The following is a 25120-nucleotide window of genomic DNA, read 5'->3' as shown; positions in this document are numbered from 1 at the left end:
TGACTATGTCACTAAGCGCAGAAGTAAAAGCGAAGATCGTTGCTGAGTTTGGCCAGGGCGAAAACGATACCGGTTCCCCGGAAGTTCAGGTTGCCCTGCACACCGCTCAGATCAACCACCTGCAAGGCCACTTCAAGCAGCACATCCACGACCACCACAGCCGTCGCGGTCTGCTGCGTATGGTTGCCCAGCGTCGTAAGCTGCTGGATTACCTGAAGCGTAAAGATGTAGCTCGTTACCAAGAGCTGATCGCCAAGCTGGGTCTGCGTCGCTAAGTCGCACCAAGTTTTGAAAGAGGGAGCCTTATGGCTCCCTTTTTTCGTTTTACCGCATTAATAGCGCTTAACGCGAACGACCCTCATGGTCTCGATGACCAATCCGGCAATGGTCTCGGTTATTGGATAGTAGGTCAGGTTAACCCTTTGGCCCTTGAGTGAGTGATAGTTTCTCGGTCGGCGAAATTGAAATGGCACCTCATAGCCTTCGATCATCAGGGTGTGCAGGACCCAGTCGTTGTGTTCTCTTTGGGTATGGGAGAGCACCTTGAGGCCTTCGGAATGGGTAAGCTGCCGGTGCTTTTTGAGCATCTTTTGAGGAGCAGACTTCATAGTGGAACCTTGTTAGTGCGTGGAAATTGAATGCATGGCAATGGCATCGCTGAGTGAGTCCGGCTAAGCACAGAATTTCCGTCTTATCCTTGGCCTGATTAAGCGAATAAATGGCGCTTTTTCGTTGCGATTTCTGCACTCTTGCAGGCAACTATTCACTGGCATGGTCTGTCTTTCGATGCGCTTTGCAGTATACTAACGGGCGAATTTCAAGACGAAAATAGATTAAAGGAAACAGCTAGTGAATCCTGTCATTAAGAGCTTTCCCTACGGCAAGCACACCGTAACTTTGGAAACCGGTGTTATTGCTCGTCAAGCCGACGCGGCCGTTCTGGCCAGCATGGGCGATACCACTGTTCTGGTTACCGTTGTGGGTAAGAAAAAGGTTCAGCCGGGTCAAGATTTCTTCCCTCTGACCGTGAACTACCAGGAAAAGACTTATGCGGCCGGTAAGATCCCTGGTGGCTTCTTTAAGCGTGAAGGTCGTCCCGCGGAGAGCGAGACCCTGACTGCCCGCTTGATTGACCGTCCGATCCGCCCGCTGTTCCCGAAAGGCTTTATGAACGAAGTCCAGGTGGTTGCCACCGTGGTTTCTGTTGAGCCTGCCGTATCTCCAGACGTGGTTGCCATGATTGGTACCTCTGCCGCCCTATCTCTGTCTGGCGTTCCATTTAACGGCCCAATCGGCTGTGCCCGTGTTGGTTACCTAAACGGTGAGTACCTGCTTAACCCGTCTGTTGAAGAACTCAAAGAGTCTAAGCTGGACCTGGTGGTTGCGGGTACCGAAGGCGCGGTTCTGATGGTGGAATCCGAAGCCGAAGTGCTGTCCGAAGAGGTGATGCTGGGTGCCGTGGTTTACGGTCATCAGGCACAACAAACCGTGATCAACGCGATCAACGAGTTGAAGGCTGAAGCGGGTAAGCCTGTTTGGGACTGGACTGCTCCTGAGAAGAATCTGGATCTGGAAGCCAAGGTAGCCGAACTGGCCACCGATGGCATGCGCGATGCGTACACCACCATCGACAAGATGGCGCGGATCGAGAAGATCAACGCTGTGAAGACCGCGGCCAAAGAGGCGATCCTGGCGGAAAACCCAGAGCAGGACGAATCCGAGATCGGCGGTATGTTGAGCAGCCTGGAGAAGAAGGTGGTTCGCTCTCGCATCATCGCCGGTGAGCCTCGTATCGACGGCCGTGACACCAAGATGGTTCGTGCCTTGTCTGTACTGCCTGGTGTACTGCCGCGTACTCACGGTTCTGCGCTGTTTACCCGTGGTGAGACTCAGGCACTGGTTGCCGCCACTCTGGGTACCGAGCGCGATGGTCAGATCATCGATGAGCTGATCGGTGAGCGTACCGATCGCTTTATGCTGCACTACAACTTCCCTCCATACTGTGTGGGTGAGACCGGCTTTATGGGCTCCCCTAAGCGCCGCGAGATCGGCCACGGTAAGCTGGCTAAGCGTGGTGTTCAGGCGGTTATGCCTTCTGCGGAAGAGTTCCCGTACACCGTTCGTGTGGTTTCTGAGATCACCGAATCCAACGGTTCCTCCTCCATGGCGTCCGTGTGTGGTACTTCCCTGGCGCTGATGGATGCCGGTGTGCCGATCAAGGCCTCCGTTGCCGGTATCGCCATGGGTCTGGTGATGGACGGCGAAAAGTTCGCGGTTCTGACCGATATTCTGGGTGACGAAGATCACTTGGGCGACATGGACTTCAAAGTGGCTGGTACTACTGGTGGTATCACTGCACTGCAGATGGACATCAAGATCGAAGGCATCACTCAGGAGATCATGCAGATCGCCCTGAAGCAGGCCAACGAAGCCCGTAACCACATCTTGGGTGTGATGGATCAGGCGTTGCCGACGCATCGCAGCGAGCTGTCTATCCACGCGCCACGCATCACCACTATCAAGATCAACCCGGACAAGATCCGTGACGTGATTGGTAAAGGTGGCGCCGTGATCCGTGCCCTGACCGAAGAGACCGGCACCACCATCGAGATCGAAGACGATGGTACCGTAAAGGTTGCTTCTACCGATGGTGCTGCTGCTAAGGATGCGATTGCACGCATCGAAGCGATCACCGCAGACGTGGAAGAGGGTCGTGTCTACAAGGGTAAAGTGGTTCGCATCGTCGACTTCGGTGCCTTCGTCAACATCCTGCCAGGCAAAGATGGCCTGGTACACATCTCTCAGATCTGTGAGGAGCGCGTGAACAACGTCGCCGATCACCTGGCGATGGGTCAGGAAGTCGACGTGAAGGTCGTAGAAGTTGACCGTCAGGGCCGTATCCGCCTGTCCATGAAGGAAGCGGCGACCAAACCGGCTGCCGAATAAGGCTGGACTGTGGTAAAAAGGAGAGCATCAGCTCTCCTTTTTCTTTAAGGGCTGTACTATTGCTAAGTCGTTAGGAACCGGAATGACTATGAGAAAGTATTTGCTGCCGGCGGTGATCAGCGGCTTATTGTTGGGCGGGTGTGCGGCCCCTGGCGGAGAGCAGGCTCAACTGGAGCCTCAGCTTTTGCTCGCCACGCCACAACAGGCGGATCCACAGATTGAGATTCAACTGGTCAAGTTGGGCGAGTTACTGCAGGTGCCGGATCTCACCGATATTCAGCGGGCCCGATTCCTTTATGATCGTGGCGTTCGCTATGATGCGGTGGGGCTTCGTACCCTGGCCCGGATTGATTTTAACCAGGCCTTGCAATTGCAGCCTGACTACACCGATGTTTATAACTTTGTCGGGATCTACGCGACCCAGGCGATGGAGTTTGATCAGGCCTACCAGGCGTTTGATGCGGTACTGGAGTTGGACTCGAATTTCAGTTTTGCCTATCTCAACCGTGGTATTGCGCTCTATTACGGTGGCCGCCCCGAGTTAGCGGTGCAGGATCTCACCACCTTCCTGCTGGATGAACCGTCGGATCCCTATCGCGCCATCTGGCTCTATCTGGCTTTGCATGAGCTGGATCCAGAGCAGGCTCTGGTACAGTTGGCGGATCATCGAACCCGTATGGATGACACCAACTGGTCCACCGGTCTTGCGGATCTCTTTCTGGGGCGGATCAGTGCCGGAGAGTTGCTGGTGTCCAGTAGAGATGGGCTGAGCAAGCAGGGTGAATTGGCTGAGCGTTTGTGTGAAGCTTACTTCTACCTTGGTAAACAAGCCCGCTTGCAAGGAGACAGCGGTAAGGCGATGAACCTGTTTAAGTTGGCGCTGGCGACGAACGTGTATGAGTTTGTTGAGCACCGTTATGCCTTGCTGGAGATGCGGCAAGTCGCAGAAGGTGCCATGGCCGAAGAACAGGTTAGCGGCGACGAGTAAGCCAATGCATATTTGCTTGATGAGGGGCCCGCAAGGGGCCCCTTTTGTTTCCCGGCAACATTTTTCTGCTTTGTTATAGTTAACAGCCTAACCCAGTTGGTCGGTATCGGTTTCGGTCCGCATTGGCCGAGCCGCGCTGATGTTGGAGTGTGTTATGGCCCCTTCCCCCCAACCCCCTGTTGTCGATATTGAACGTTCGGTGATCGAGGCGGCGATCAAACTGTTGCTGATCTTCATTCTGCTTAGCTGGTGTTTTCAGCTGATCCGCCCTTTCCTGGTGCCGGTGATCTGGGGCACAATTTTGGCGGTCTCCCTCTATCCCATGCACCTTGGTCTCACTGCCCGACTGAGCGGCCGACAGGGGCTTTCGGCCACGCTGATCACCCTGACTGGCCTGGCTTTGCTGTTGATCCCGGCATTCAGTCTCGGCGGTAGTATTGTCGAGAATGTCAGCAGGTTTACCGAACAACTGCAAGCGGGTTCCCTGACCGTCCCGCCCCCAACCGATAAGGTCCGTGCCTGGCCCCTGATCGGTGAGCCTCTCTACGATGGCTGGTTGACCGCTTCACAAAATCTCAGTGGTTTCTTGGCAATGCATAAAGAGTCGGTGGAGGACGCCCTTTCTGGCCTGCTTGGCATGCTGGGATCCATCTTTGGCGGCGTTGCGGTCTTCGCCTTGTCGATGATCATTGCCGGAGTCTTTTTGACCACGGGTGAGGCCTGCCATCAAGCTGTAGAGCGGGTGGCCAGTCGGCTCACGGCCGGCTCCGAACTGCCGAAGTTGGCCGCCGAGACTGTGCGTAGCGTGGCCAAGGGGGTACTCGGGGTTGCGCTGATCCAGGCCGTCGCCTCCTGCATTGGTATGGTGTTGATGGGGGTACCGGCCGCCGGAGTCTGGAGCGTGCTGATTTTGGTCTTAGCCATTGCTCAGCTACCGCCCATTATCATCCTTGGCCCCATTGCCGCCTACATGTACTCGGTGGCCGATGGGATGTCTGCAACCCTGTTTTTGGTCTGGTGCCTGATCGTGAGCGGCAGTGATGGATTTCTTAAGCCCCTGTTCCTCGGTCGCGGGATGGACGTCCCGATGCTCGTGATCCTACTGGGGGCTATCGGTGGCATGATGATGTCCGGCATCGTCGGCCTGTTTGCTGGCGCTGTGGTATTGGCCCTGGGCTATACCCTGTTTATGGCCTGGCTCACGCCCGATGGGGATGAGGGCGAAGGCGAAGACAAAGCCCCAGGGGAGTGAGCCATGAGTGATGCAACAGAACCGCCGATCCCGGCCGAGATTAATTCAAAGGACGATCCGACCCCGCAGCGGATCAAGCGGACCTCGTTAGTGGTCGCGGCGCTGTGCGTGCTGCTTTTTGTCTGGTACGTGGCTGCCCAGCGCTTCACTCCCCATACTGACAATGCCCGGGTGCGGGGCTTTGTGCTGCCCCTGTCCAGTCAGGTGGCCGGTCGTCTGACCGAGATCCCGGTGGATACCAATGAGGTGGTGGAGCCGGGTCAGGTGGTGGCACGGATCGATCCCGAGCAGTACCAATTGGCGGTAAATAGGGCCAAGGCCGAGTTGGAGTTGGCAGGGCAGGATATCGGTGCCGGTACCGCCAATGTAGCCTCCGCCCAGGCTGGCGTGCTTGAGTCTATCTCTACCTTGAATAACATCAAGGCGGATACCGCCCGGATCCTGGCGGTGGCGAATCAAGGCTACATCTCCAAGGCCGATGTGGATCGGGCCAAGGCCCAGCTGGCCAGCGCCGAAGCCGGGGTTGAGCAGGCCAAGGCCCAGTTGGAGATGGCTAAGCAGCAGCTGGGTTTGGTGGGGGAGGATAACCCCAAGTTACAAAAGGCCTTGGCGGTGTTGGGGCAGGCCAGACTCGATCTGGAGAACACGGTGATCAAGGCTCCCCGCTTTGGGCTGGTCACCAATATTCGCTATGACGCTGGCTTTTACGCCAATCCCGGAACCCCCCTGATGACCTTTATTTCCACCAAGGATGTCTGGCTCGAGGCCTATCTGCGGGAAAATAATCTGGAGCATATTCAGCCCGGTGATCGGGTCGAGATGGTACTGGACTCTGCGCCGGGACGGATCTTTCAGGGAGAGATCGTATCCATCAGTGCGGGTGTCCAGTTTGAGTCGGGCACCAAGGTGGGGGGACTGCAGGATCCACTGGAAACCTCCGGCTGGCTCAGGGATGCGCAGCGTTTCCCCGTGGTGATCCGTTTCCTTGATGAGTCCGCCGTGGGTTTTCGCCGGGAGGGGGGACAGGCCGATGTGATCGTTTACACTCAGCCGAGCCTGCTGACCCGTTGGATCGGCAAGCTCTGGATCCGATTGGTCAGCTTGATCAGCTATGTCTACTGAACGGGCCTTGTCGTTCCAAGACACAGAGCGACGGATAGGGCGCTTTGCTCTGGGAGTGACGCTGGCGGTGACGCTGGCGATGACCATAGAGTGGCCCCTGGCCATGGTAGCCCCCATCTTCGTCGGCCTGTTTCTCGGTCCGCCAGCGTTGCCCTTGCCGGGCAAGGTGTACATTCAGCTATTGCTGGGGATCGCCCTAGCATTCTCCGTTGCCCTGGCGGTGGTGGTGTTTCTCTTGCCCAATATGACGGTAACCCTGATCGTCATGACCTGGCTGTTGTTCCTGACCTTCTATAAGGCGGGCCTTGGGATGAACCCTATGGTGGTATTGATGCTGCTAATTGCCCTGCTGATGTTTCCCGCCATCGGTCTGTTAAGCCGACCTCTTGCCATCGACTTTGCCTGGGGCTTTCTGAGCTCCCTGGGGATCGGTCTGTTATTGACGGCTTTGATGTATAGCTGGATCCCCCAACTTGGGCCGCTGGCGTTGCCGCCTAAGCCTGAGGCCCTGGTTCCGACAGAAGCCGCTCGGCGGGCCATGCTCAGTACGTTGCTGCTCTTACCGCTACTGTTTTACATCTACCTGTTTGATAAGACTAGTGATCTGCTGGTGTTGGCCTTTGTCGCCATCCTGGCTCAGGATCCGGATCTGCAAGGCGGGATCAAAGCCAGTGCCGTGGTGCTGCTGGCAAATCTTCTGGGGGGTGTTGCTGCGGTGATCTTTTATGAATTGCTGGTGGCCGTGCCTATTTGGCTATTTTTCGTCGCCCTGATGGCTCTGAGCAGTACCCTGTTTGCCAGTGCTATGTTTACCTCACCTTACGGCAAGCTGTATGCCTCGGCGTTTACCACAATGCTGGTACTGGTGTGCTCGACCACAGGATCCAGTGGTGGCGAGACCGATGCCAAGTTTATTGTGCGCCTGACTCAAGTGGCGGTAGCGACCCTCTATCTGGTGGGAGGATTTATGCTGATGACTTACCTGGGGTGGTTGCAGCCCAGGCGAGCAACACCATCGAAGCTGGAGACGGAGTCAAGCTGAACATACGAACGTTTCCCCGGGCGTTGCCCAGTGACCTCTCCCCAGCCCCTTTTGCTGGTGCGGCGCAGCGGCTATAATGCGCCAGCCTTGCGGCCCGTTCGCCGTATTCCATCCTATTCCGGTCGAGATCTATGAGTAACCAAAATTCTGAAGTGGCGCGTCGCCGTACCTTCGCGATCATCAGTCACCCCGATGCGGGTAAAACCACCATCACCGAGAAGGTGCTGCTGTTCGGGCAGGCGCTGCAAAAAGCCGGTACGGTGAAAGGTCGAGGTGGCAGTGGCCAGCACGCCAAGTCCGACTGGATGGAGATGGAAAAAGAACGTGGGATCTCCGTGACCACCTCGGTGATGCAGTTCCCCTACAACGATGCCTTGGTGAACCTGCTGGATACCCCGGGACACGAAGACTTCTCTGAGGATACCTACCGGACCCTGACCGCGGTAGATTCCTGCCTGATGGTGATCGATACGGCCAAGGGGGTGGAAGACCGGACCCGTAAGCTGATGGAAGTGACCCGTCTGCGCGACACGCCGATCGTCACCTTTATGAACAAGCTCGACCGTGACATTCGTGATCCTATGGAGGTGATGGATGAGGTGGAGAATGAGCTGAACATCATGTGTGCGCCCATTACCTGGCCGATTGGCTGTGGTAAGGAGTTCAAAGGCGTTTACCACCTGCATCGTGATGAGACGATTTTGTACCAGAGCGGCATGGGCCACACCATTCAGGAAAAGCGCATCATCAAGGGCCTGGATAATCCAGAGCTGGATGCCGAGATCGGTGAAGAGCTGGCTGAGCAGTTGCGCGAAGAGCTGGAGCTGGTGATCGGCGCCTCCAACGAGTTCGATCTGGAACTGTTTTTGTCCGGCGAGCTGACCCCGGTCTATTTCGGTACCGCCCTGGGTAACTTCGGCGTTGACCACATGCTCGACGGCCTGACCGAGTGGGCACCGGCTCCACAACCGCGGAAAACTGATGTGCGTACCGTGGAAGCGGGCGATGAGAAGTTTTCCGGCTTCATCTTTAAGATCCAGGCCAACATGGATCCCAAACACCGGGATCGTATCGCCTTTATGCGGATCTGTTCCGGCAAGTACTCCAAGGGCATGAAGATGCGCCACGTGCGTCTGGGCAAAGACGTGAGCATCTCCGATGCGGTGACCTTTATGGCGGGCGATCGCAGCCACGCCGAGGAAGCCTACCCGGGGGATATCATCGGCCTGCACAACCACGGCACCATCCAGATCGGCGACACCTTCTCCCAGGGTGAGGTGATGAAGTTCACCGGCATTCCGAACTTTGCCCCGGAGATGTTCCGCCGCATCCGCCTGAAGGATCCCCTCAAGCAGAAGCAGCTACTCAAGGGTTTGGTTCAGCTGTCGGAAGAGGGCGCGGTGCAGGTATTCCGTCCCATCGACAACAACGATCTGATCGTCGGTGCCGTCGGTGTCCTGCAGTTTGACGTGGTAGTGGCCCGTCTGCGCACCGAGTACAAGGTGGAGGCGATCTACGAGCCGATCAACGTGGCGACTGCCCGCTGGGTAACCTGTGACGATGCGAAGAAGGAAGATGAGTTCCGTCGCAAGGCGTCCACCAACCTGGCGCTGGATGGCGGCGACAACCTCACCTACATCGCCCCGACCATGGTCAACCTTAATCTGACCATGGAGCGCTACCCGGACGTGGTGTTCCACAAGACCCGCGAGCATTAAGCTCCAGCGGCGAGGGAAAAAGGACAGCTTCGGCTGTCCTTTTTTGATCCCCGTCTGGCTTAATCCCGGGGGAAGATCTGGACGCCGCCGACAAAGGTGCGTTCGACCTTCAGATCCCGAATGCGCTTGGGATCCGCCAGGGGATCGCCGGACAGCACCACCAGATCGGCCAGTTTGCCCATCTCGATGGAGCCAAGCTCCGCGTCGGCAAAGATCTGGTAGGCCGGGATCCGCGTCATGGCCTGCAGTGCACTCATCACATCGATGCGTTGTTCCGGGCCCAGAACCTGGCCGGAGGCGGTTTCGCGGTTGACCGTGGACCACAGCAGCATCATGGGATCCATCGGCACCACGGGGCTGTCCAGGTGCACACTGAAGGGCAGGGACAGGGCCTGGGCGGACGCGGTGGGGCTGATCCGCCGTGCCCGCTGAGGGCCGAGGAAGATCTGCTGGTGGCGATCCCCCCAATAATAGGTGTGGGGGGAGAAGAAGCTGGGGGTCACCCCCAGTTGTTTCATCTGCACCAGTTGGGATTCGGTGGCCATTTGCGCATGGATAAGGATGTGACGGGGATCCGGGCGGGGATCCGCCTGCTGGGCCCGGCTGATCGCCTGCAGGATGTTGCTGATCGCCAGATCGCCATTGCCGTGGATCGCCACCTGTACCCCGTTTCGGTGTAACTGGCTGACCAGCTCATCGAGTTGTGGTTGCGACAGGGTCGGGTAGCCGTTGTGATCACTGGGATGGGGGCCGGTGTGGTGATAGGGGTGGCTGAGCAGGCCGGTGTAGCCCTGGATCGATCCGTCCGCCACCAGTTTCACCGCCCCCAGGCGCAGCAGGCTATCGGACCGAAACGGTTGAGGCAGGCGTCCCTCTTCCAGCAGGCTCAGTCCCAACGCCTGATCCGGCCAGATCTGCATGCGGATCGGCAGGCGGTTGAGGCCATAGGCCAGTTGCAGTCCCTGCAGCAGTTGCTGGTTGGTCAGGCCGCTTTGCGCCGTGGTGATCCCTGCGGCGGCATAGCGTTGCGCCCCCTGATCCAGCATCTCGAGAAACTGCAGCAGGGACAGATCCATGGCATGCTTGAAGGCGTCCTTATGCGCGTTCTCCTCGAGCAGGCCGGTGGCCCGGCCCTGGGGATCACGCCGGATCACGCCGCCGGGCGGATCGGGGGTGAATGCGTCGATCCCCGCCTTGGCCAGGGCGGCACTGTTGGCCACGCCCAGGTGACCCGAGATATGCATCAGGTAGATCGGACGTTCCTGGCTGATCTGATCCAGATCGTCCCGGGTAAAGTGGCGCATCTCCTCCAACAGGGTGTCGTCATAGCCAAACCCCACCAACCAGTGCCCGTCCGGCAGCCGGGCTTCCACTTGCCGAAGTTTCTCCAAGGCCTGCTTGATGCTGCGGATCTGGCCGATGGGAGGCTGATTGAGATCGACGGTGAGATCGGTGTCGGTGATCCCGGGAAAGTGGCTGTGCGCGTCGATAAATCCCGGCAGCAGGGTCTTGCCCTGGAGATCGTGCAACACGGTCGCAGGCGTTTTGCTCAGCTCCTCCAGGCTGCCTACGGCGACGATCCGCTGATCTTCGATCCGCACCGCCTCGACTCGGGGCCGGTCGGGATCCATGGTGAGGATCTGCCCATTGAAGAACAACTGGGAGTGGGGTGGCTCCGGGGTCCAGCGGTAGAGCAGGAGTCCGAGGCACAAGGTGCCAAACAGGAGTAAGAAGAGCAGGGAGAGGGTGCCGAGTATCAGTTTACGTCCCATGGTAATGACTCTGGGTGAGGCAACAGGTATTCAATCTAATCCCAGAAGGGGGCACGCTGGCATCGGTAGAACAGACGATGGCAGGCCAGAATGACATTGGTGATTAGCAAAAGTGCCCTGGGTGCTTGATCGGATCCGGGCTTATCACTAGGTTCGAGGGATCGGCTATTGAAAGAGTGAGACAAAATGGATGTCCGATCCTTGAATTATCTGCACGGTTTCGGCAATGAACATGAAACCGAGGCCTTGCCCGGTGCCTTGCCACAGGGGCAGTTCAGCCCCCAGCATTGTCCTTACAAGCTGTATGCCGAGCAGTTTACTTCCACCGCGTTTACTGCCCCACGAGCCAGCAACCGGCGCAGCTGGACCTACCGCCTGCGCCCCTCCGTGGCCATGGGGGAGTTTACGCCCTACCGACAGGCGGGCTGGACGACTGCCCCACAGCAGGGCGTGCCGCTGCCGCCGGATCCCATGCGCTGGGATCCGCTGCCCCTGCCGCAAGGCGATACCGACTTTATCGACGGCATGGTGACCATGGCGGTCAATGGCGATGCCAAGGCCCAGCTGGGGATCGCCATTCACGTGTATTGTGCCAATGCCGATATGACCCAGCGTGCCTTTTACAATGCCGATGGCGAGCTGCTGCTGGTGCCGCAGCAGGGGCGGCTGCGGTTGACGACGGAGCTGGGGTTGCTGGACCTGGCGCCCGGTGAGATCGCCGTGGTGCCCCGGGGCATGAAATTCAAAGTTACCCCTTTGGAGGGGCCGATCCGCGGTTACGTTTGCGAGAACTACGGCGCCGCGCTGATCCTGCCGGAGCGCGGCCCTGTGGGGGCCAACGGCTACGCCAATGACCGGGATTTTCAGTATCCGGTGGCCTGGTTTGAGGACAGTGAGAAGCCCCATACTCTGGTGACCAAGTTCGCCGGCGGCTTTTTCCAGGCGCCCCTGGCTCACTCGCCCTTTGATGTGGTGGCCTGGACCGGCAACAGTGCGCCCTATAAGTACGATCTGTCCCGCTTTAATGTCATGGGGACAGTCAGCTTTGATCACCCGGACCCTTCAATCTTTACTGTGCTGACCTCCCCCAGTGATACGGAGGGATGGGCCAATGTCGACTTCGTGATCTTTCCCCCCAGATGGATGGTGGCTGAGCATAGCTTTCGTCCACCCTGGTATCACCGCAACGTGATGAGCGAGTTTATGGGCCTGGTGGAGGGGCGCTATGATGCCAAGGAGACAGGATTTGAGCCCGGTGGCATGAGTTTGCACAATTGCATGACTCCCCACGGGCCGGAGGCGGCAGTGTTCGATCAGGCCAGCCGCGCTGAATTGCTGCCGCAACGTTATCAGGACACCCTGGCCTTTATGTTTGAGTCCCGCTATGTCATGGAGCCAACCCTGTTTGCCCTGGAGGCTGAGCAGCGCCAGGCGGATTATCAGGCCTGTTGGGACGGTTTAAAGAAACATTTTGATGGTCAGATCTGAGGGAATATCCATGATCAGTTTGAACGAAACCCATGATCCGGCACTGAAAAGCTGGGTTCAAAGCGCCAACCGCAGCGACAGTGACTTTCCTATTCAGAATCTGCCCTTTGCCGTTTTTCGCACGCAGCACAGCGATGAAGCCTTTCGAGGCGGCGTCGCCATCGGGGATCAGATCCTGGATCTGGAGGCCATGCAGCAGCTTCGCCCCTTTATTGGCCTGGCCGCCGAAGCATTGGAGGCAGCCAGTTTGCCGTGGCTCAACGAGTTGATGGCGATGGGTCCCTCGGCTTGGTCGGCATTGCGCCAGGCATTGTCTCGAGCCCTTAGGGAGGGCTCAGGTGGGCAGGACGCGTTTGCCCAATGCCTGGTGCCAATGAGCGAAGCAGAGTACAGCCTTCCTTGTGTGATAGGGGATTACACGGATTTCTACTCTTCCATTTATCACGCGACAGCGGTTGGGAGTCTGTTTAGGCCGGACAATCCTTTGTTGCCGAATTATAAATGGGTGCCCATTGCTTACCACGGTCGAGCCTCTTCCATCCGGGTGACCGGTCAGCGGTTCCATCGCCCTCAAGGACAGATCCTGATGCCCGGTGCGGCTGAGCCAGCCCTTGGACCGAGCCGGAGGCTGGATTATGAATTGGAGGTTGGGGTCGTGATCGGTGGGGGCAATGATCTGGGCGTCCCGGTAACCATGGCACAGGCCGAGGCTCAGATCTTCGGTCTGTGCCTGCTGAACGACTGGTCGGCGCGAGATCTGCAAGCCTGGGAATATCAGCCACTGGGCCCCTTCCTGGCTAAGAGTTTTGCCTCGACCCTATCGCCCTGGATCGTGACCCTGGAGGCGCTGGCGCCCTATCGCCGTGAGTTCGTTAGGCCCGAAGGGGATCCTCTCCCATTACCCTATCTGGACTCGGAGCAAAACCGGGCACTGGGGGCCCTGGATATTGAGCTTGAATGCTATCTGCAAACGGCACAGATGGCCACGCAAGGCAGGGCGGCGCAACGTCTGTCCCGATCTAATTTCCGCCACGCTTACTGGACCGTGGCGCAGATGGTGACCCACCACACGGTGAATGGTTGCAATCTCCAGCCCGGGGATCTTTTGGGCACAGGGACTCAGTCAGGACCGCAGCCTGAGGAGGCGGGCTCACTGCTGGAGCTGACTCAGGGAGGAAAGTGCGCACTGACTCTGGATACGGGTGAGCAGAGAACTTTTCTGGAAGATGGCGATACCGTGGTGATGAAGGGCTACTGCAGTGCGGACGGTGCCGCTCGGATCGGTTTTGGTGAAGTCAGCAGCACGGTATTACCGGTGCGAACCTGAGGAGATGCGATGAAACTCTATGGTTACTATCGCTCCTCCGCCACCTATCGAGTTCGCCTTGCCCTGAATCTCAAAGGAGTGACATATCAGAGTGTGGCCCTCAACCTGTTGCAAGGAGAGCATAGGAAGGCGGATTATGGCCGCATCAACCCTCAGCACCTGGTGCCGACTCTGGTGCTGGATAACGGGGTTTGTCTGACCCAGTCCGGTGCGATCCTGGAATACTTAGAGCAGCGCTTTCCGCAACCAGCCTTGTTGCCCTCATCGGCACTCGCTGCTGCCAAGATGAGAGGTTGGAGTCAGAGCATTGCCTGTGATATTCATCCCATCTGCAATCTACGCGTGCTTCAATACCTTACCGGGAAGCTGGCGGTAAACGAAGCCGATAAAATAGCCTGGGTCCGGCATTGGATTGGCCAGGGGTTTAGCGCCCTGGAGAGCGAGTTGGCCGGTAATGATGAGTTTGACTGCCAAAGACCTAGCTGGCTGCACCTGTATCTGATCCCCCAGATCTACAATGCGCGCCGCTTTGGGGTGGACATGGCTTCTTATCCGACCCTTGTTGCCTGTGATCAGGCTTGCGAACAGCTGCCGGCATTTGTTCGGGCTCATCCAGATCATCAGAGTGATGCCCCGGGATCCCAGGGGTGACTCGATCCGAGCATCGAAGCATTGCGCTGGTCTTGATAGAATGCCAAGCCAAATATAAGGAGGATCTTGGATGGTGTGGATAAAACGACTGTGGCAGAGATACTGCGCGTTTCTAGACAGCTTGGGCCTGACCGTGGAGAGTCGACGTTGCTGTGTGCCGCTGTCTGAGCGTGCTCAGAAGGCCATTAAGCGGGGGGATGAGCAGGACTCTCGTGTTGATTGATAGCCATTGCCACCTTGATCTGCCCCCCTTGGCGGCTCAACTTCCTGCGGTGCTGCATCGGGCCCGGCAGGTGGGGGTGCAGCACTTCCTGGTACCTGCGGTGGATCGGGCGCACTGGGCGGGACTCGAAACCTTGGCCGATAACGGCCAAGTTGCGGCTGCCATCGGGTTACACCCTTGCTTCGAGCATGAAGAGGGCGATTTGGCGGCAATGGCACGGCGGCTGGCCAACCCCCATCCCTATGTGGCCATCGGTGAGTGTGGCCTGGATTCGGTCGGAGGGCTGGCATCCATGGAACAGCAGATCCGACTGTGCGAAGAACAGTTGCGTCTGGCCTGTCAACATAACTTGCCGGTGATCCTGCATGTGCGTAAGGCTCACAATGAAATGCTGGCTCTGCTCAACCGCAACCCGATCCCACAAGGCGGTGTTCTGCATGGCTTCAGTGGCAGTCCGGCCCTGGCGGCCGAGTATGTGCGCCGGGGCCTTAAATTGGGGATCGGCGGCACCATCACCTATCCAAGAGCGGGCAAGACCCGTGAGACGATCGCCCAGTTGCCTGCTAAAGCCCTGCTTTTGGAAACCGACAGCCCGGACATGCCCCTCTCTGGCTTTCAGGGCCAGGTCAATGAACCGGCTCAATTGCCCCGGGTGTTGTCGTCCCTCGCCCAGCTCAGGGGAGAGTCCGAGACACAGTTGCAGGCGCAGTTGCACAAGAATTGCCGCGAACTTTTTCCTCTCTGGGAAGCCCTCTAACTTTACCTGTCCCCAAAACTGCTATGGTTACACCGTTTCCTGTATGAAAAACACACGGCTCACTGGGAGGCTGTGTAGCGATCCTGAGTGATTTTCATGAGTGGACTGTGATGTGTGAGACAAAATGTGAATGAATTGCCAAAAAAAGCAGTCTCTCGCGAGTTAAAACTTCTACATGAGTCACAATTATTGCTGTGCAACGGAGGTAATTTACCGGGGCGAACAGTATAATTCGGCCGTTTTTTTAGGTTGATGTGCTCTACGCGTCAATAACATCCATATAAAGAGGATAATGGGTCAATGAGTATTTTGATGAGTCTGGTAGGGATCGTGACCCTGCTGGCGATCGCCTACGGTCTGTCTTCAGATCGCAGTGCGATTAACTGGCGCACCGTGGGTGGTGCTTTTGCCATCCAGGCATCTCTGGGTGCCTTCGTTTTGTACGTCCCGTTTGGGCGCGACGTGCTGGGTAAGATCTCTGAAGCGGTATCTTCGGTCATCGGCTATGCCAATGACGGTATCGGCTTCCTGTTTGGCGACCTGGCGGCATTCAAAGTTGGCTTTATTTTTGCCATTAACGTACTGCCAATCATCGTTTTCTTCTCCTCTCTGATCGCCGTTTTGTACTACATCGGTGTTATGCAGTGGATCATCCGCGTGATCGGGGGTGCCCTGCAGAAGGCACTGGGCACGTCTCGCCCTGAGTCCATGTCTGCAACCGCGAACATCTTCGTTGGTCAAACGGAAGCACCGCTGGTTGTGCGTCCCTTTATCGCCACCATGACCAAGTCCGAGCTGTTCGCCATCATGACCGGTGGTCTGGCTTCCGTTGCCGGTTCTGTTCTGGCCGGTTATGCCGGTTTGGGTGTCCCTCTGGAATACCTGATTGCCGCCTCCTTTATGGCTGCTCCGGGTGGTCTGTTGATGGCCAAGCTGATGCAGCCGGAAACCGAACACGCCAAGCAGGACGTTGAAGAGCTGGCCGAGCCAGAAGACAAGCCTGCCAACGTGCTGGACGCTGCTGCGGCCGGTGCTTCCTCCGGTATGCAGCTGGCCTTGAACGTGGGTGCCATGTTGCTGGCTTTCATCGGTCTGATCGCCATGATCAACGGTATCATCGGTTGGGCTGGTGGCCTGGTAGGCTTTGAAAACCTGAGCCTGGAGATCATTCTGGGCTACATCTTCTCACCATTGGCGTTTGTCATGGGTGTGCCATGGGAAGAGGCCTTGACTGCTGGCTCCTTCATTGGCCAGAAGATCGTGGTGAATGAGTTTGTGGCCTACATCAACCTGGCGCCGTACCTCAGTGGTGAAATGCTGATCAACGGTGCAGAGATGACGCCTCGTACTCAGGCAATCCTGGCTTTTGCCTTGTGTGGTTTTGCCAACTTGAGCTCCATCGCCATTCTGCTGGGCGGCCTGGGCGCCATGGCACCCAACCGTCGTCACGATCTGGCGCAACTGGGTCTGCGTGCTGTTGTGGCAGGCTCCCTCTCCAACCTGATGAGTGCCACCTTGGCCGGCCTGTTCCTGGGTCTGAACATGTAATCGCACTTCTGTGTTGTGAAAAGGCCGCCTTCGGGCGGCCTTTTTTGTTGGGTAAGTTCTGCGGTATGGAGGAATCGGCTTTTTTCGGGGGAAGCCGGGACGGGGGAGCCGATAGCTATGGTGGGGCTGTGGTTGCTCGTGGCTCAGGGTGCGAAAGGGGTAGGGAGGCTAATATCCGATTTTTTATGGAAAATGTCTGATTTTTTACTAGGGTTTATCAAGTTAGTGGCCACCACTGCCTGTCCTTCTTCGTGGCCACGTTCTGTTGAGCAGGAGTGAGACATGAGGTTAGTACCCATCGCATTGGCTGCGGCCGCCCTATCCATGCCCGTTCAGGCCGAGTACCTGTACGGTTTTGCAGACGTCAGCATTAACTATCTAGACTGGACCAGCAAAGCGGAGGACCGCGCCTCGTTCAGCGGTAAGAAAGATTTCTTTTACCTAGAAGTGGAAGGGGGGGCCGGCTTCTCCTGGGGGGATGTCTATGGCTTCTTCGACCTTGAAAACCCGCATAATGTCGGTGACGACGATGCGGGCGCCCGGGGATTCCGTATTGCGACGAAGGGATCTGTTGCGGTCAATCTGGGCGCATCCAGCTGGAACCTTTATAGTCACGTATACCACTTTGAAGATGGGAATGGTGGCAATGGGAATGTTGGCTTTTTCGATACCAACATAGTGCTTGGCACCAGCTATGACATCTTTACCGAAGCTGGCTTCTGGATGAAGCCCTTTATTGGCGTGCATATCGAGAATCAGACCTTTGCCGGTAACGGCTTCAACGGCTACATGGCCGGCTGGGTGCTTGGCTATGATTTTGAGATGGCGGGTCAGAGGTTTTCTGTATCTCAATGGCATGAAACCGAGTTTGCCCGTAAGGATCAGTTCCGCTCCGGTGCCGATGGGCGCAAACTCGACAGCTATGGGCAAAATGGCGCGGTTGCCTTGTGGTGGCACCTTCCCAATAGCCAAGTCACGACTGGTATCCAGTACCGCTACTTTGATAACAAACTGGGCGATGCCAACTATGGCGACGCGGTGATTTACACCGCGAAGTACAATTTCTGAGCAGCGCTCCTTGAGCAGAAAAACCGGCCAAAATGGCCGGTTTTTTTGTTTTTGAGAGCAGCTCGGGGCGTTCGTCGACCTGCTTAACCCGTTAATGGCAAGGTTGTCAGGTTGAGCGCTTGTAAAAAAAAAGTGTGAGTGAGTGCACAACTCGTCACATGCAGTCACTTCTGCAATTGTTTCGCGGGGGCATTTGAATACAATCCATCATGCCAGCAGGGATGACGGCATGAAGGATTGTAAAAATTGTCTTTTTAGTAGGTTAATGATGAAAAAAATGAAAACCCTGGCCGTTGCTGGCGCCGCCGCTCTCGCCCTGTCAGCTCCGGTTTCTGCAGACTATCTTTACGGCTTCAGCTCAGTGTCCGTGAATTACTTGGATTGGACTGATAAAGCTGAAGATCGCGCTTCCTTCGGCGGCAAGAAGGACTTCTACTTCATCGAAGCGGAAGGGGGAGCCGGTTTCTCCTGGGGTGATGTTTACGGTTTCTTCGATATCGAAAACCCGCATAGCCTGGGAGATGAGGATGCCGATGGTCGAGGGTTCCGTATCGCGACCAAAGGATCGGTTGCTGTGAACCTGGGGGAGTCGAGCTGGAACTTGTACAGCCATGTGTATCATTTCGAAGATACAGGCTTCTCAGACACCAACATCGTGCTCGGCACCAGTTATGACATCTTCACTGAGTCCGGTTTCTGGATGAAGCCTTTCATTGGTGCTCATATTGAGAACCAGACCTTTGCCGGCAATGGCTTCAACGGCTTTATGGCGGGCTGGGTGCTGGGTTATGACTTCGAGATGGCGGGTCAGAAACTCTCCCTGTCCCAGTGGCATGAAACCGAATTCGCCCGTAAGGACCAGTTCCGTGGCGGCGCAGATGGCCGTCAACTCGATAGCTATGGTCAAAACGGTGCAGTGGCCTTGTGGTGGCACCTGCCTAACAGTCAGCTGACGGCAGGTCTCCAATATCGTTACTACGATCAGAAGCTGGGTGATGCCAACTATGGTGATGCGCTGATCTACACGATGAAGTACAACTTCTAGTACACCCGCAATCGTTCGCTATCTGTAAAGCCGTTGCTCCTCGCGAGTGACGGCTTTTTCATGTTTCCCATTTTCATGTTTCCCATTTTTTCAAACTGCCTCTCAATGCGTTACTGGCTGTATTTTCGGCAGTAGAGTGAGTCGCTGGTGAGAAAAATGCGAAGGTGCGCACAAATCCTAACGCAAATTCACATTCGGGATTGCCTCAGTTTCACATGGCCATACAATTCGGTTCCGCCAGCAGGGACGACGGCATTGAGTAGAAAACGAACTGTCTTTGAATTAGGTTAATGATGAATAAAATGAAAACCCTGGTTGCTGCTGGTGTTGCTGCCCTGACCTTATCCACTCCCGCTTCTGCTGAATACCTGTACGGTTTTGGCTCTGTTTCCGTGAACTACCTGGATTGGACCAGTAAAACCGAAGATCGTAACTACCATGATGAGTTTGGTGGCTATACCAAAACCGACTTCCTGTTCCTGGAAGCGGAAGGCGGCGCCGGCTTTAGCTGGGGCGACGTTTACGGCTTTATCGATCTGGAAAACCCGTTTGCCGGCTCCGATAAATCCAACAGTGGTGATGCCACCCGTGTTGCGCTGAAGGGCACCATGGGGATCAATACCGGTATTGAGAACGTGCAGCTGTACGTGCAGAACTACTCCATCATGGACAGCTCAGGCTTCTACGAGAACAACCAGGTCTACGGTGTGCGTTACAACATCTTTACCGACTTTGGTCTGTGGATGAAGCCGTTCGTTGGTGTTCACTATGCCGCGAACAACTTCGGTTTTGCGGATTGGAACGGTGGCATGGCGGGTTATGTCCTGGGTTATGACTTCCAGGCTGGTGGCCAGAAGTTCTCCCTGTCCCAGTGGCACGAAACCGAATTTGCTCGTGATGACGCTTACGGTAAAGAGGGTGTACACGGCTCTAACACAGGTCACCAGGGCGCCGTCGCTTTGTGGTGGCACGCCACAGACAGCCTGACTGCCGGTCTGCAGTACCGCTATGCTGACCACAAACTGGGTAACTCCCAGTACCAGGATGGTGTGATCTACACGGTCAAGTACAACTTTTGATCAAAAATCGTTAGCGAGTTGAAAAAGGGTCTGCCAATTGGCAGACCCTTTTGCTATGCTGAACGCGATTTTTGCGGGGAAAAGGATTTTTCGCGAGGATTGGTGCTCATTCGAGTTTCCACCTTAGATCTTCAAGGAACCAAGTCCGCGTCGCCTAGCCGTGACGAGACGGGCTTGCTGTGCCTAAATACCTACAGCATCTCTGATTATCGCGGTCGTGGCGGGTGAACTTATCTATACTGCTACTACTCCCGGATATTGGAGATCACCATGAGCGAACTGAACGCGGCGGCACTTCGTGCACTGACCTTGATGGACCTGACCACTCTGAACGATGACGATACCGATCAGAAGGTTATTGACTTGTGTCATAAGGCCAAGTCCCCGGCCGGTAATACCGCCGCCATCTGCATCTATCCTCGCTTTATTCCTATTGCTCGAAAGACCCTCCGTGAGATCGGCGCCGAACAGGTGCAGATCGCAACAGTGACCAACTTCCCTCACGGCAACGATGACATCGAGATCGCGGTTGCCGAGACCAAAGCTGCCGTGGCTTATGGTGCGGACGAAGTGGACGTGGTCTTCCCCTACCGTGCCCTGATGGCCGGTAATGAGGAGGTGGGTTTTGAGCTGGTCAAGGCGTGTAAAGAAGCCTGTGGCGACGTACTGTTGAAAGTGATCATCGAAAGTGGTGAGCTGAAAGAGGAAGCGTTGATCCGCAAGGCGTCCGAGATCAGCATCGATGCCGGTGCCGACTTTATTAAGACCTCCACCGGCAAGGTTCCGGTCAATGCGACCCTGGAATCGGCTCGCATCATGATGGAAGTGATCAAGGCTAAAGACACCAAGGTAGGCTTTAAGCCGGCCGGTGGCGTGCGCAATGCAGAACAGGCCAAAGAGTTCCTGGATCTGGCTGCCTCCATCCTTGGGGATGACTGGGTTAGCCCGCGTACTTTCCGCTTTGGCGCATCCAGCCTGTTGGCCAGCCTGCTGGCGACGCTGGGGCACGGTGAGAAGCCGGCCGAAGGCCAGGGTTACTGAGCGACAGCCTGGGGCGGCTCGCCGCCCCAGGCTTTAGCATTCGGGAGGGATTCGATGTTTTTACCGCAAGAGATCATCCGCAAAAAGCGGGATAATCAGCCTCTGAGCGCCGAGGAGATCCATTTCTTCTGCCAGGGGATCGCCACGGGCCAGATCAGTGAAGGGCAGATCGCTGCCTTCGCCATGGCGGTGTACTTTAATGATATGACCATGCCTGAGCGTGTGGCGCTGACCGAAGGGATGCGCGACTCCGGCATGGTACTGAACTGGGACGACATGCAATTTGACGGCCCGGTACTGGATAAACACTCTACCGGCGGGGTGGGCGACGGCGTCTCTTTGATGCTGGGGCCGATGATCGCCGCCTGTGGTGCCTACGTGCCCATGATCTCCGGGCGAGGCCTGGGCCATACTGGCGGCACCCTGGATAAGTTGGAGTCCATTCCCGGCTATAACATTGTGCCGGATAACGATACCTTCCGCCGAGTGGTTAAAGAGGCGGGCGTTGCCATCATTGGCCAAACCGGTGATCTGGCTCCCGCGGACAAACGCATGTATGCGACCCGTGACGTGACCGCCACGGTCGACTCCATCTCCTTGATCACCTCCTCCATCCTTTCCAAAAAACTGGCCTCCGGACTGGATGCCCTGGTGATGGATGTCAAGGTGGGCAGCGGTGCCTTTATGCCCACCTATGAAGCGTCCGAGGAGCTGGCACAAAGCATCGTGGAGGTGGCCAATGGCGCCGGTGTACCAACCTCTGCCCTGCTAACGGATATGAACCAGGTGCTCTCCTCCAGTGCGGGGAATGCGGTGGAGATCCGTGAAGCGGTTCGCTATCTCAACGGGGAGTATCGTAACCCTCGTCTGCATGAGATCACCCTGGCTCTGGGGGCTGAGCTTCTTGTGCTGGGCAAGCTGGTGGAGACGCCGGAGCAGGGCCGTGAAAAACTTCAGCAGGCACTGGACAGTGGTACCGCACTCGAACGCTTCGGCCTGATGGTCAAAGGCCTGGGGGGCCCAGGTGATTTCGTCGACAATTACGAGATCTATCTGCCCAAGGCGAACGTCATAAAACCGGTTCTGGCCCAGCAATCTGGCTATGTTTCATCCATGGATACTCGTGCCATCGGCATGGCGGTGGTCAACCTTGGGGGAGGCCGTAAGGTTGCCAGTGACGACATTGATCACAGTGTCGGTTTCGAGGCTTTTTGTACCCTGGGTCAGGCCGTGACCCCAGAGTCTGTGTTGGCTGTACTGCACGCACAGGACGAACAACAATGGCAAGACGCTGCGGATGCGCTGCGTCAGGCCATCGTGATCACCGACAGTTCGCCGGCTCCGTCCCGCGAGGTGTACCGAGTGATCCGAAACTGAACAACGAGGAGGTCACTATGGCTCGTGCCATTGTGTTGATGATGGATTCGTTTGGCGTCGGTGCCGCTGACGATGCGGACAAATTTGGTGACGTCGGAGCCGATACCTTTGGCAGCATTGCCCGGGTATGTGCAGAAGGCGGTGCCGAGGTAGGGCGCTCCGGTCCCCTGGTTTTGCCAAACCTGACTCGTCTGGGTTTGGCTCGCCTGGCCTTTGATAGCACGGGCCAGGTGCCGTCGGGCTTCAATGTGGAAGCCGAGGTCACTGGTGCGTATGGGTTTGCCGCAGAATTGTCGTCCGGTAAAGATACTCCCAGCGGTCATTGGGAGATGGCTGGGGTACCTGTGCTGTTTGATTGGGGGTATTTCTCTGATAAGCAGAACAGCTTTCCAAAAGAGTTAACCGACAAGATCCTCAAGCGTGCAGGTCTGGAGAGTTTCCTGGGCAACTGCCATGCGTCCGGGACCACAATCCTTGAGCGGTTGGGCGAAGAGCATATGCGCAGTGGCGCGCCCATCTTCTATACCTCAGCGGACAGCGTGTTTCAGATCGCCTGCCATGAAGAGACCTTCGGCCTGGAACGCTTGTATGAGCTATGCCGGATCGCCCGCGAGGAGCTTGAGCCTTACAACATCGGTCGGGTGATTGCTCGTCCGTTTGTCGGCTCCAGTGCCATGGATTTCGCCCGCACCGGCAATCGCAAAGACTATGCGGTTGAGCCGCCGGCTCCAACGGTGCTCGATCGCTTGGTGGAGGCGGGGGGCGAGGTGGTTTCCGTTGGTAAGATCGCGGACATCTATGCCCACCGGGGGATCAGTAAAAAGCTCAAGGCCACGGGCCTGGAGGCTTTGTGGGATGCGACTTTGAACGCGGTTGATGAGGCAGGCGATCGTAGCCTGGTGTTCACCAATTTCGTCGATTTTGACTCCGCCTATGGGCATCGCCGTGATTTGAATGGCTATGCGCAAGCGCTGGAGTATTTTGATACCCGTTTACCGGAACTGTTTGAACGGTTGCAGGCCGATGACATTGTCATTATTACCGCCGATCACGGGTGTGATCCGACCTGGACTGGGACGGACCATACTCGAGAGCATGTTCCGGTGATCTTGTTTGGGCCAGGTATCAAGGCCCGAAATCTGGGTAAGCGGGAAACCTTTGCCGATATCGGTCAAAGCCTGGCCAAACATTTGGGCCTGGCACCGATGTCGTACGGTACTTCCTTTTTGTAAAACATCAACAAATGGGGTCTATTGATGGCAACTCCTCACATTAATGCACCTGCCGGTGCGTTCGCCGAAACGGTACTGTTTCCCGGTGATCCGCTGCGTGCCAAATATATTGCTGAAACTTTCCTGGAAGACGTCGTACAGGTCACCGACGTTCGCAACATGCTGGGATTCACCGGTACCTATAAAGGTAAGCGCGTTTCCGTGATGGGCTCAGGGATGGGAATTCCGTCCTGCTCCATCTATGCGAAGGAACTGATCACCGAATATGGTGTGAAGAACCTGATCCGCGTGGGCAGCTGCGGCGCGGTTTCCACCGACGTGAAGGTGCGCGACGTGATCATCGGTATGGGTGCCTGCACCGATTCCAAGGTCAACCGTTTGCGTTTCAAAGATAACGATTTTGCTGCGATTGCCGACTACGGTCTGCTTCGCAATGTGGTTGATGCCGCCGATAAAGCCGGTATCCAGGTGCGGATCGGCAATATTTTCTCCGCTGATCTGTTCTACACGCCGGATCCTGAGATGTTCGACGTCATGGAGAAGATGGGGATCCTGGGCGTCGAGATGGAAGCGGCTGGCCTGTACGGTGTGGCAGCGGAATACGGTGCCAACGCCCTGTGCGTTGTGACCGTGTCCGACCATATCCGCACCGGGGAGGCGACCACCTCTGACGAGCGTCAGACCACCTTCAATGAGATGCTGGTCATGACTCTGGAGTCTCTGCTGTAAGGCGACGCTTGCTGGTTTTTGTCACGGGCACCTCTTCGGACGGTGCCCGTTTTTTTTGCCTGAGATGATGACTGTAACTGGCTCGCTTAAAGGAGAGAGTTCGTGCCAGCAGCCAGCCTACCAGGCCGCTCATCAGGATCAGCAGGCCAAATTGGCGTTGTTGAGCTCGTTGCAAGGCTTTATGGGGCCGGAAGAATAGCTGACGATTGACTCGCATCCGCAGGTAACCCAGGGCTTCGTCCCGGTGCAATACCGGTGTGGTCATGGGGGCAAAGTGTCGCAGGGCGCTGTTGAGGGTGCTTTCCTCAGGCAGTTGCTCTTCGGGAAACAGACTCTGGGCAAAGGCCAGACGATGGCCCTGATAGTTGAAGAGGGAGGCGGAGATCACCTTGGGATCGGCCACCAGTCGTTCCACCACCCATTGCATGAGATCGTCGTCATCGAGTTTCAGAGCGACGGCACTGCTGTGCGCGGCGTGGGAGATCATGTTGACAGCCAGATCCTGGCTCTGTGCGGCCAGCAGGGCTTGGCTGTCATGCTGCTGTGCCCGCCAGAGCAGGTGCACGGCTATGATCAACGCCAGGGCGATGGCGATCTGGAATAGTCTGATAAGGCGAAGCCGATGTTTCCACAACATCCTGTTTTATCGGTTCCTTTCGTGTGAGCTGATCTTATAATGAGCCCGTTTAGCAACAGAATCAAAACAAGGACATGC

The 25120-nt window shown here is 56.7% G+C and carries 23 protein-coding genes; 20 read left to right on the top strand and 3 right to left on the bottom strand.

Annotation, left to right across the window (positions count from 1 at the left end):
* Positions 1–5 precede the first annotated feature (5 nt).
* Positions 6–275, top strand: a complete 270-nt coding sequence (rpsO, locus tag AC2D8U_RS08150) for a 30S ribosomal protein S15 (RefSeq protein ID WP_484618551.1) — start codon at positions 6–8, stop codon at positions 273–275.
* Between the two features lie 57 nt (positions 276–332).
* Here the strand turns inward: rpsO and AC2D8U_RS08145 are convergent, their stop codons facing one another.
* On the bottom strand, positions 333–608 hold the full coding sequence (locus tag AC2D8U_RS08145; protein ID WP_484618550.1) for a hypothetical protein: 276 nt from the start codon (positions 606–608) through the stop codon (positions 333–335).
* A gap of 241 nt (positions 609–849) precedes the next feature.
* Between AC2D8U_RS08145 and pnp the strand changes: the two genes are divergently transcribed.
* The 6 genes from pnp to prfC all read left to right on the top strand — a co-directional run bounded on the left by pnp (position 850) and on the right by prfC (position 9068).
* The gene (gene pnp, locus AC2D8U_RS08140) at positions 850–2946 is read left to right on the top strand and encodes a polyribonucleotide nucleotidyltransferase (RefSeq protein ID WP_484618549.1); all 2097 of its coding nucleotides are present in this window, start codon (positions 850–852) and stop codon (positions 2944–2946) included.
* 88 nt (positions 2947–3034) lie between these two features.
* On the top strand, positions 3035–3934 hold the full coding sequence (nlpI, locus tag AC2D8U_RS08135) for a lipoprotein NlpI (RefSeq protein WP_484618548.1): 900 nt from the start codon (positions 3035–3037) through the stop codon (positions 3932–3934).
* Positions 3935–4088: 154 nt separating this feature from the next.
* A complete protein-coding gene (locus tag AC2D8U_RS08130) occupies positions 4089–5186 on the top strand; it encodes an AI-2E family transporter (protein WP_484618547.1) in 1098 nt (365 codons plus the stop codon).
* 3 nt (positions 5187–5189) lie between these two features.
* Positions 5190–6308, top strand: coding sequence for an HlyD family secretion protein (locus tag AC2D8U_RS08125; RefSeq protein ID WP_484618546.1), 1119 nt, complete (start codon positions 5190–5192; stop codon positions 6306–6308).
* Positions 6298–7350 carry a DUF2955 domain-containing protein gene (locus AC2D8U_RS08120; RefSeq protein WP_484618545.1) on the top strand — a complete coding sequence of 351 codons (1053 nt, stop codon included), beginning with the start codon at positions 6298–6300 and terminating at the stop codon, positions 7348–7350. The genes AC2D8U_RS08125 and AC2D8U_RS08120 overlap by 11 nt, the downstream gene beginning before the upstream one ends.
* Before the next feature lie 131 nt (positions 7351–7481).
* Positions 7482–9068 (top strand): peptide chain release factor 3, encoded by a 1587-nt coding sequence (prfC, locus tag AC2D8U_RS08115; protein WP_484618544.1) that lies wholly within the window; start codon positions 7482–7484, stop codon positions 9066–9068.
* 59 nt (positions 9069–9127) lie between these two features.
* Here the strand turns inward: prfC and AC2D8U_RS08110 are convergent, their stop codons facing one another.
* The gene (locus AC2D8U_RS08110; protein WP_484618543.1) at positions 9128–10840 is read right to left on the bottom strand and encodes an amidohydrolase; all 1713 of its coding nucleotides are present in this window, start codon (positions 10838–10840) and stop codon (positions 9128–9130) included.
* A gap of 186 nt (positions 10841–11026) precedes the next feature.
* Between AC2D8U_RS08110 and hmgA the strand changes: the two genes are divergently transcribed.
* From hmgA to deoD, 13 genes are all read left to right on the top strand, one after another.
* Entirely contained in the window at positions 11027–12328 is a 1302-nt protein-coding gene (gene hmgA / locus AC2D8U_RS08105; RefSeq protein ID WP_484618542.1) for a homogentisate 1,2-dioxygenase, read from the top strand.
* A gap of 10 nt (positions 12329–12338) precedes the next feature.
* Positions 12339–13655, top strand: coding sequence for a fumarylacetoacetase (gene fahA / locus AC2D8U_RS08100; RefSeq protein ID WP_484618541.1), 1317 nt, complete (start codon positions 12339–12341; stop codon positions 13653–13655).
* A gap of 9 nt (positions 13656–13664) precedes the next feature.
* Complete coding sequence (gene maiA, locus AC2D8U_RS08095) at positions 13665–14306, top strand: maleylacetoacetate isomerase (RefSeq protein ID WP_484618540.1); 642 nt, start codon at positions 13665–13667, stop codon at positions 14304–14306.
* A gap of 70 nt (positions 14307–14376) precedes the next feature.
* Positions 14377–14529, top strand: a complete 153-nt coding sequence (locus AC2D8U_RS08090; protein WP_484618539.1) for a hypothetical protein — start codon at positions 14377–14379, stop codon at positions 14527–14529.
* Positions 14504–15286 carry a TatD family hydrolase gene (locus tag AC2D8U_RS08085; protein WP_484618538.1) on the top strand — a complete coding sequence of 261 codons (783 nt, stop codon included), beginning with the start codon at positions 14504–14506 and terminating at the stop codon, positions 15284–15286. The genes AC2D8U_RS08090 and AC2D8U_RS08085 overlap by 26 nt, the downstream gene beginning before the upstream one ends.
* Positions 15287–15586: 300 nt before the next feature.
* Entirely contained in the window at positions 15587–16834 is a 1248-nt protein-coding gene (locus AC2D8U_RS08080) for a NupC/NupG family nucleoside CNT transporter (RefSeq protein WP_484618537.1), read from the top strand.
* A gap of 282 nt (positions 16835–17116) precedes the next feature.
* On the top strand, positions 17117–17902 hold the full coding sequence (locus AC2D8U_RS08075) for an outer membrane protein OmpK (protein ID WP_484618536.1): 786 nt from the start codon (positions 17117–17119) through the stop codon (positions 17900–17902).
* A gap of 277 nt (positions 17903–18179) precedes the next feature.
* A complete protein-coding gene (locus tag AC2D8U_RS08070) occupies positions 18180–18947 on the top strand; it encodes an outer membrane protein OmpK (protein WP_484618535.1) in 768 nt (255 codons plus the stop codon).
* A 302-nt stretch (positions 18948–19249) separates the two neighbouring features.
* A complete protein-coding gene (locus tag AC2D8U_RS08065) occupies positions 19250–20026 on the top strand; it encodes an outer membrane protein OmpK (RefSeq protein WP_484618534.1) in 777 nt (258 codons plus the stop codon).
* A 270-nt stretch (positions 20027–20296) separates the two neighbouring features.
* Positions 20297–21067: a deoxyribose-phosphate aldolase gene (deoC, locus tag AC2D8U_RS08060; RefSeq protein WP_484618533.1), complete on the top strand. Its 771-nt coding sequence runs from the start codon at positions 20297–20299 to the stop codon at positions 21065–21067.
* 54 nt (positions 21068–21121) lie between these two features.
* Positions 21122–22444: a thymidine phosphorylase gene (deoA, locus tag AC2D8U_RS08055; protein WP_484618532.1), complete on the top strand. Its 1323-nt coding sequence runs from the start codon at positions 21122–21124 to the stop codon at positions 22442–22444.
* A 17-nt stretch (positions 22445–22461) separates the two neighbouring features.
* On the top strand, positions 22462–23676 hold the full coding sequence (locus AC2D8U_RS08050) for a phosphopentomutase (protein ID WP_484618531.1): 1215 nt from the start codon (positions 22462–22464) through the stop codon (positions 23674–23676).
* A 24-nt stretch (positions 23677–23700) separates the two neighbouring features.
* The gene (gene deoD / locus AC2D8U_RS08045) at positions 23701–24405 is read left to right on the top strand and encodes a purine-nucleoside phosphorylase (RefSeq protein WP_484618530.1); all 705 of its coding nucleotides are present in this window, start codon (positions 23701–23703) and stop codon (positions 24403–24405) included.
* On the opposite strand, the gene AC2D8U_RS08040 is transcribed toward deoD, so the two are convergent.
* Positions 24380–25042, bottom strand: a complete 663-nt coding sequence (locus AC2D8U_RS08040) for an AhpA/YtjB family protein (protein ID WP_484618529.1) — start codon at positions 25040–25042, stop codon at positions 24380–24382. The genes deoD and AC2D8U_RS08040 overlap by 26 nt on opposite strands.
* Between the last annotated feature and the right edge of the window lie 78 nt (positions 25043–25120).

This window comes from Ferrimonas sp. YIN67 (assembly GCF_057219095.1).
Note: the sequence above shows the minus strand (reverse complement) of the source record. Positions and strands in the feature narration are given on the sequence as shown.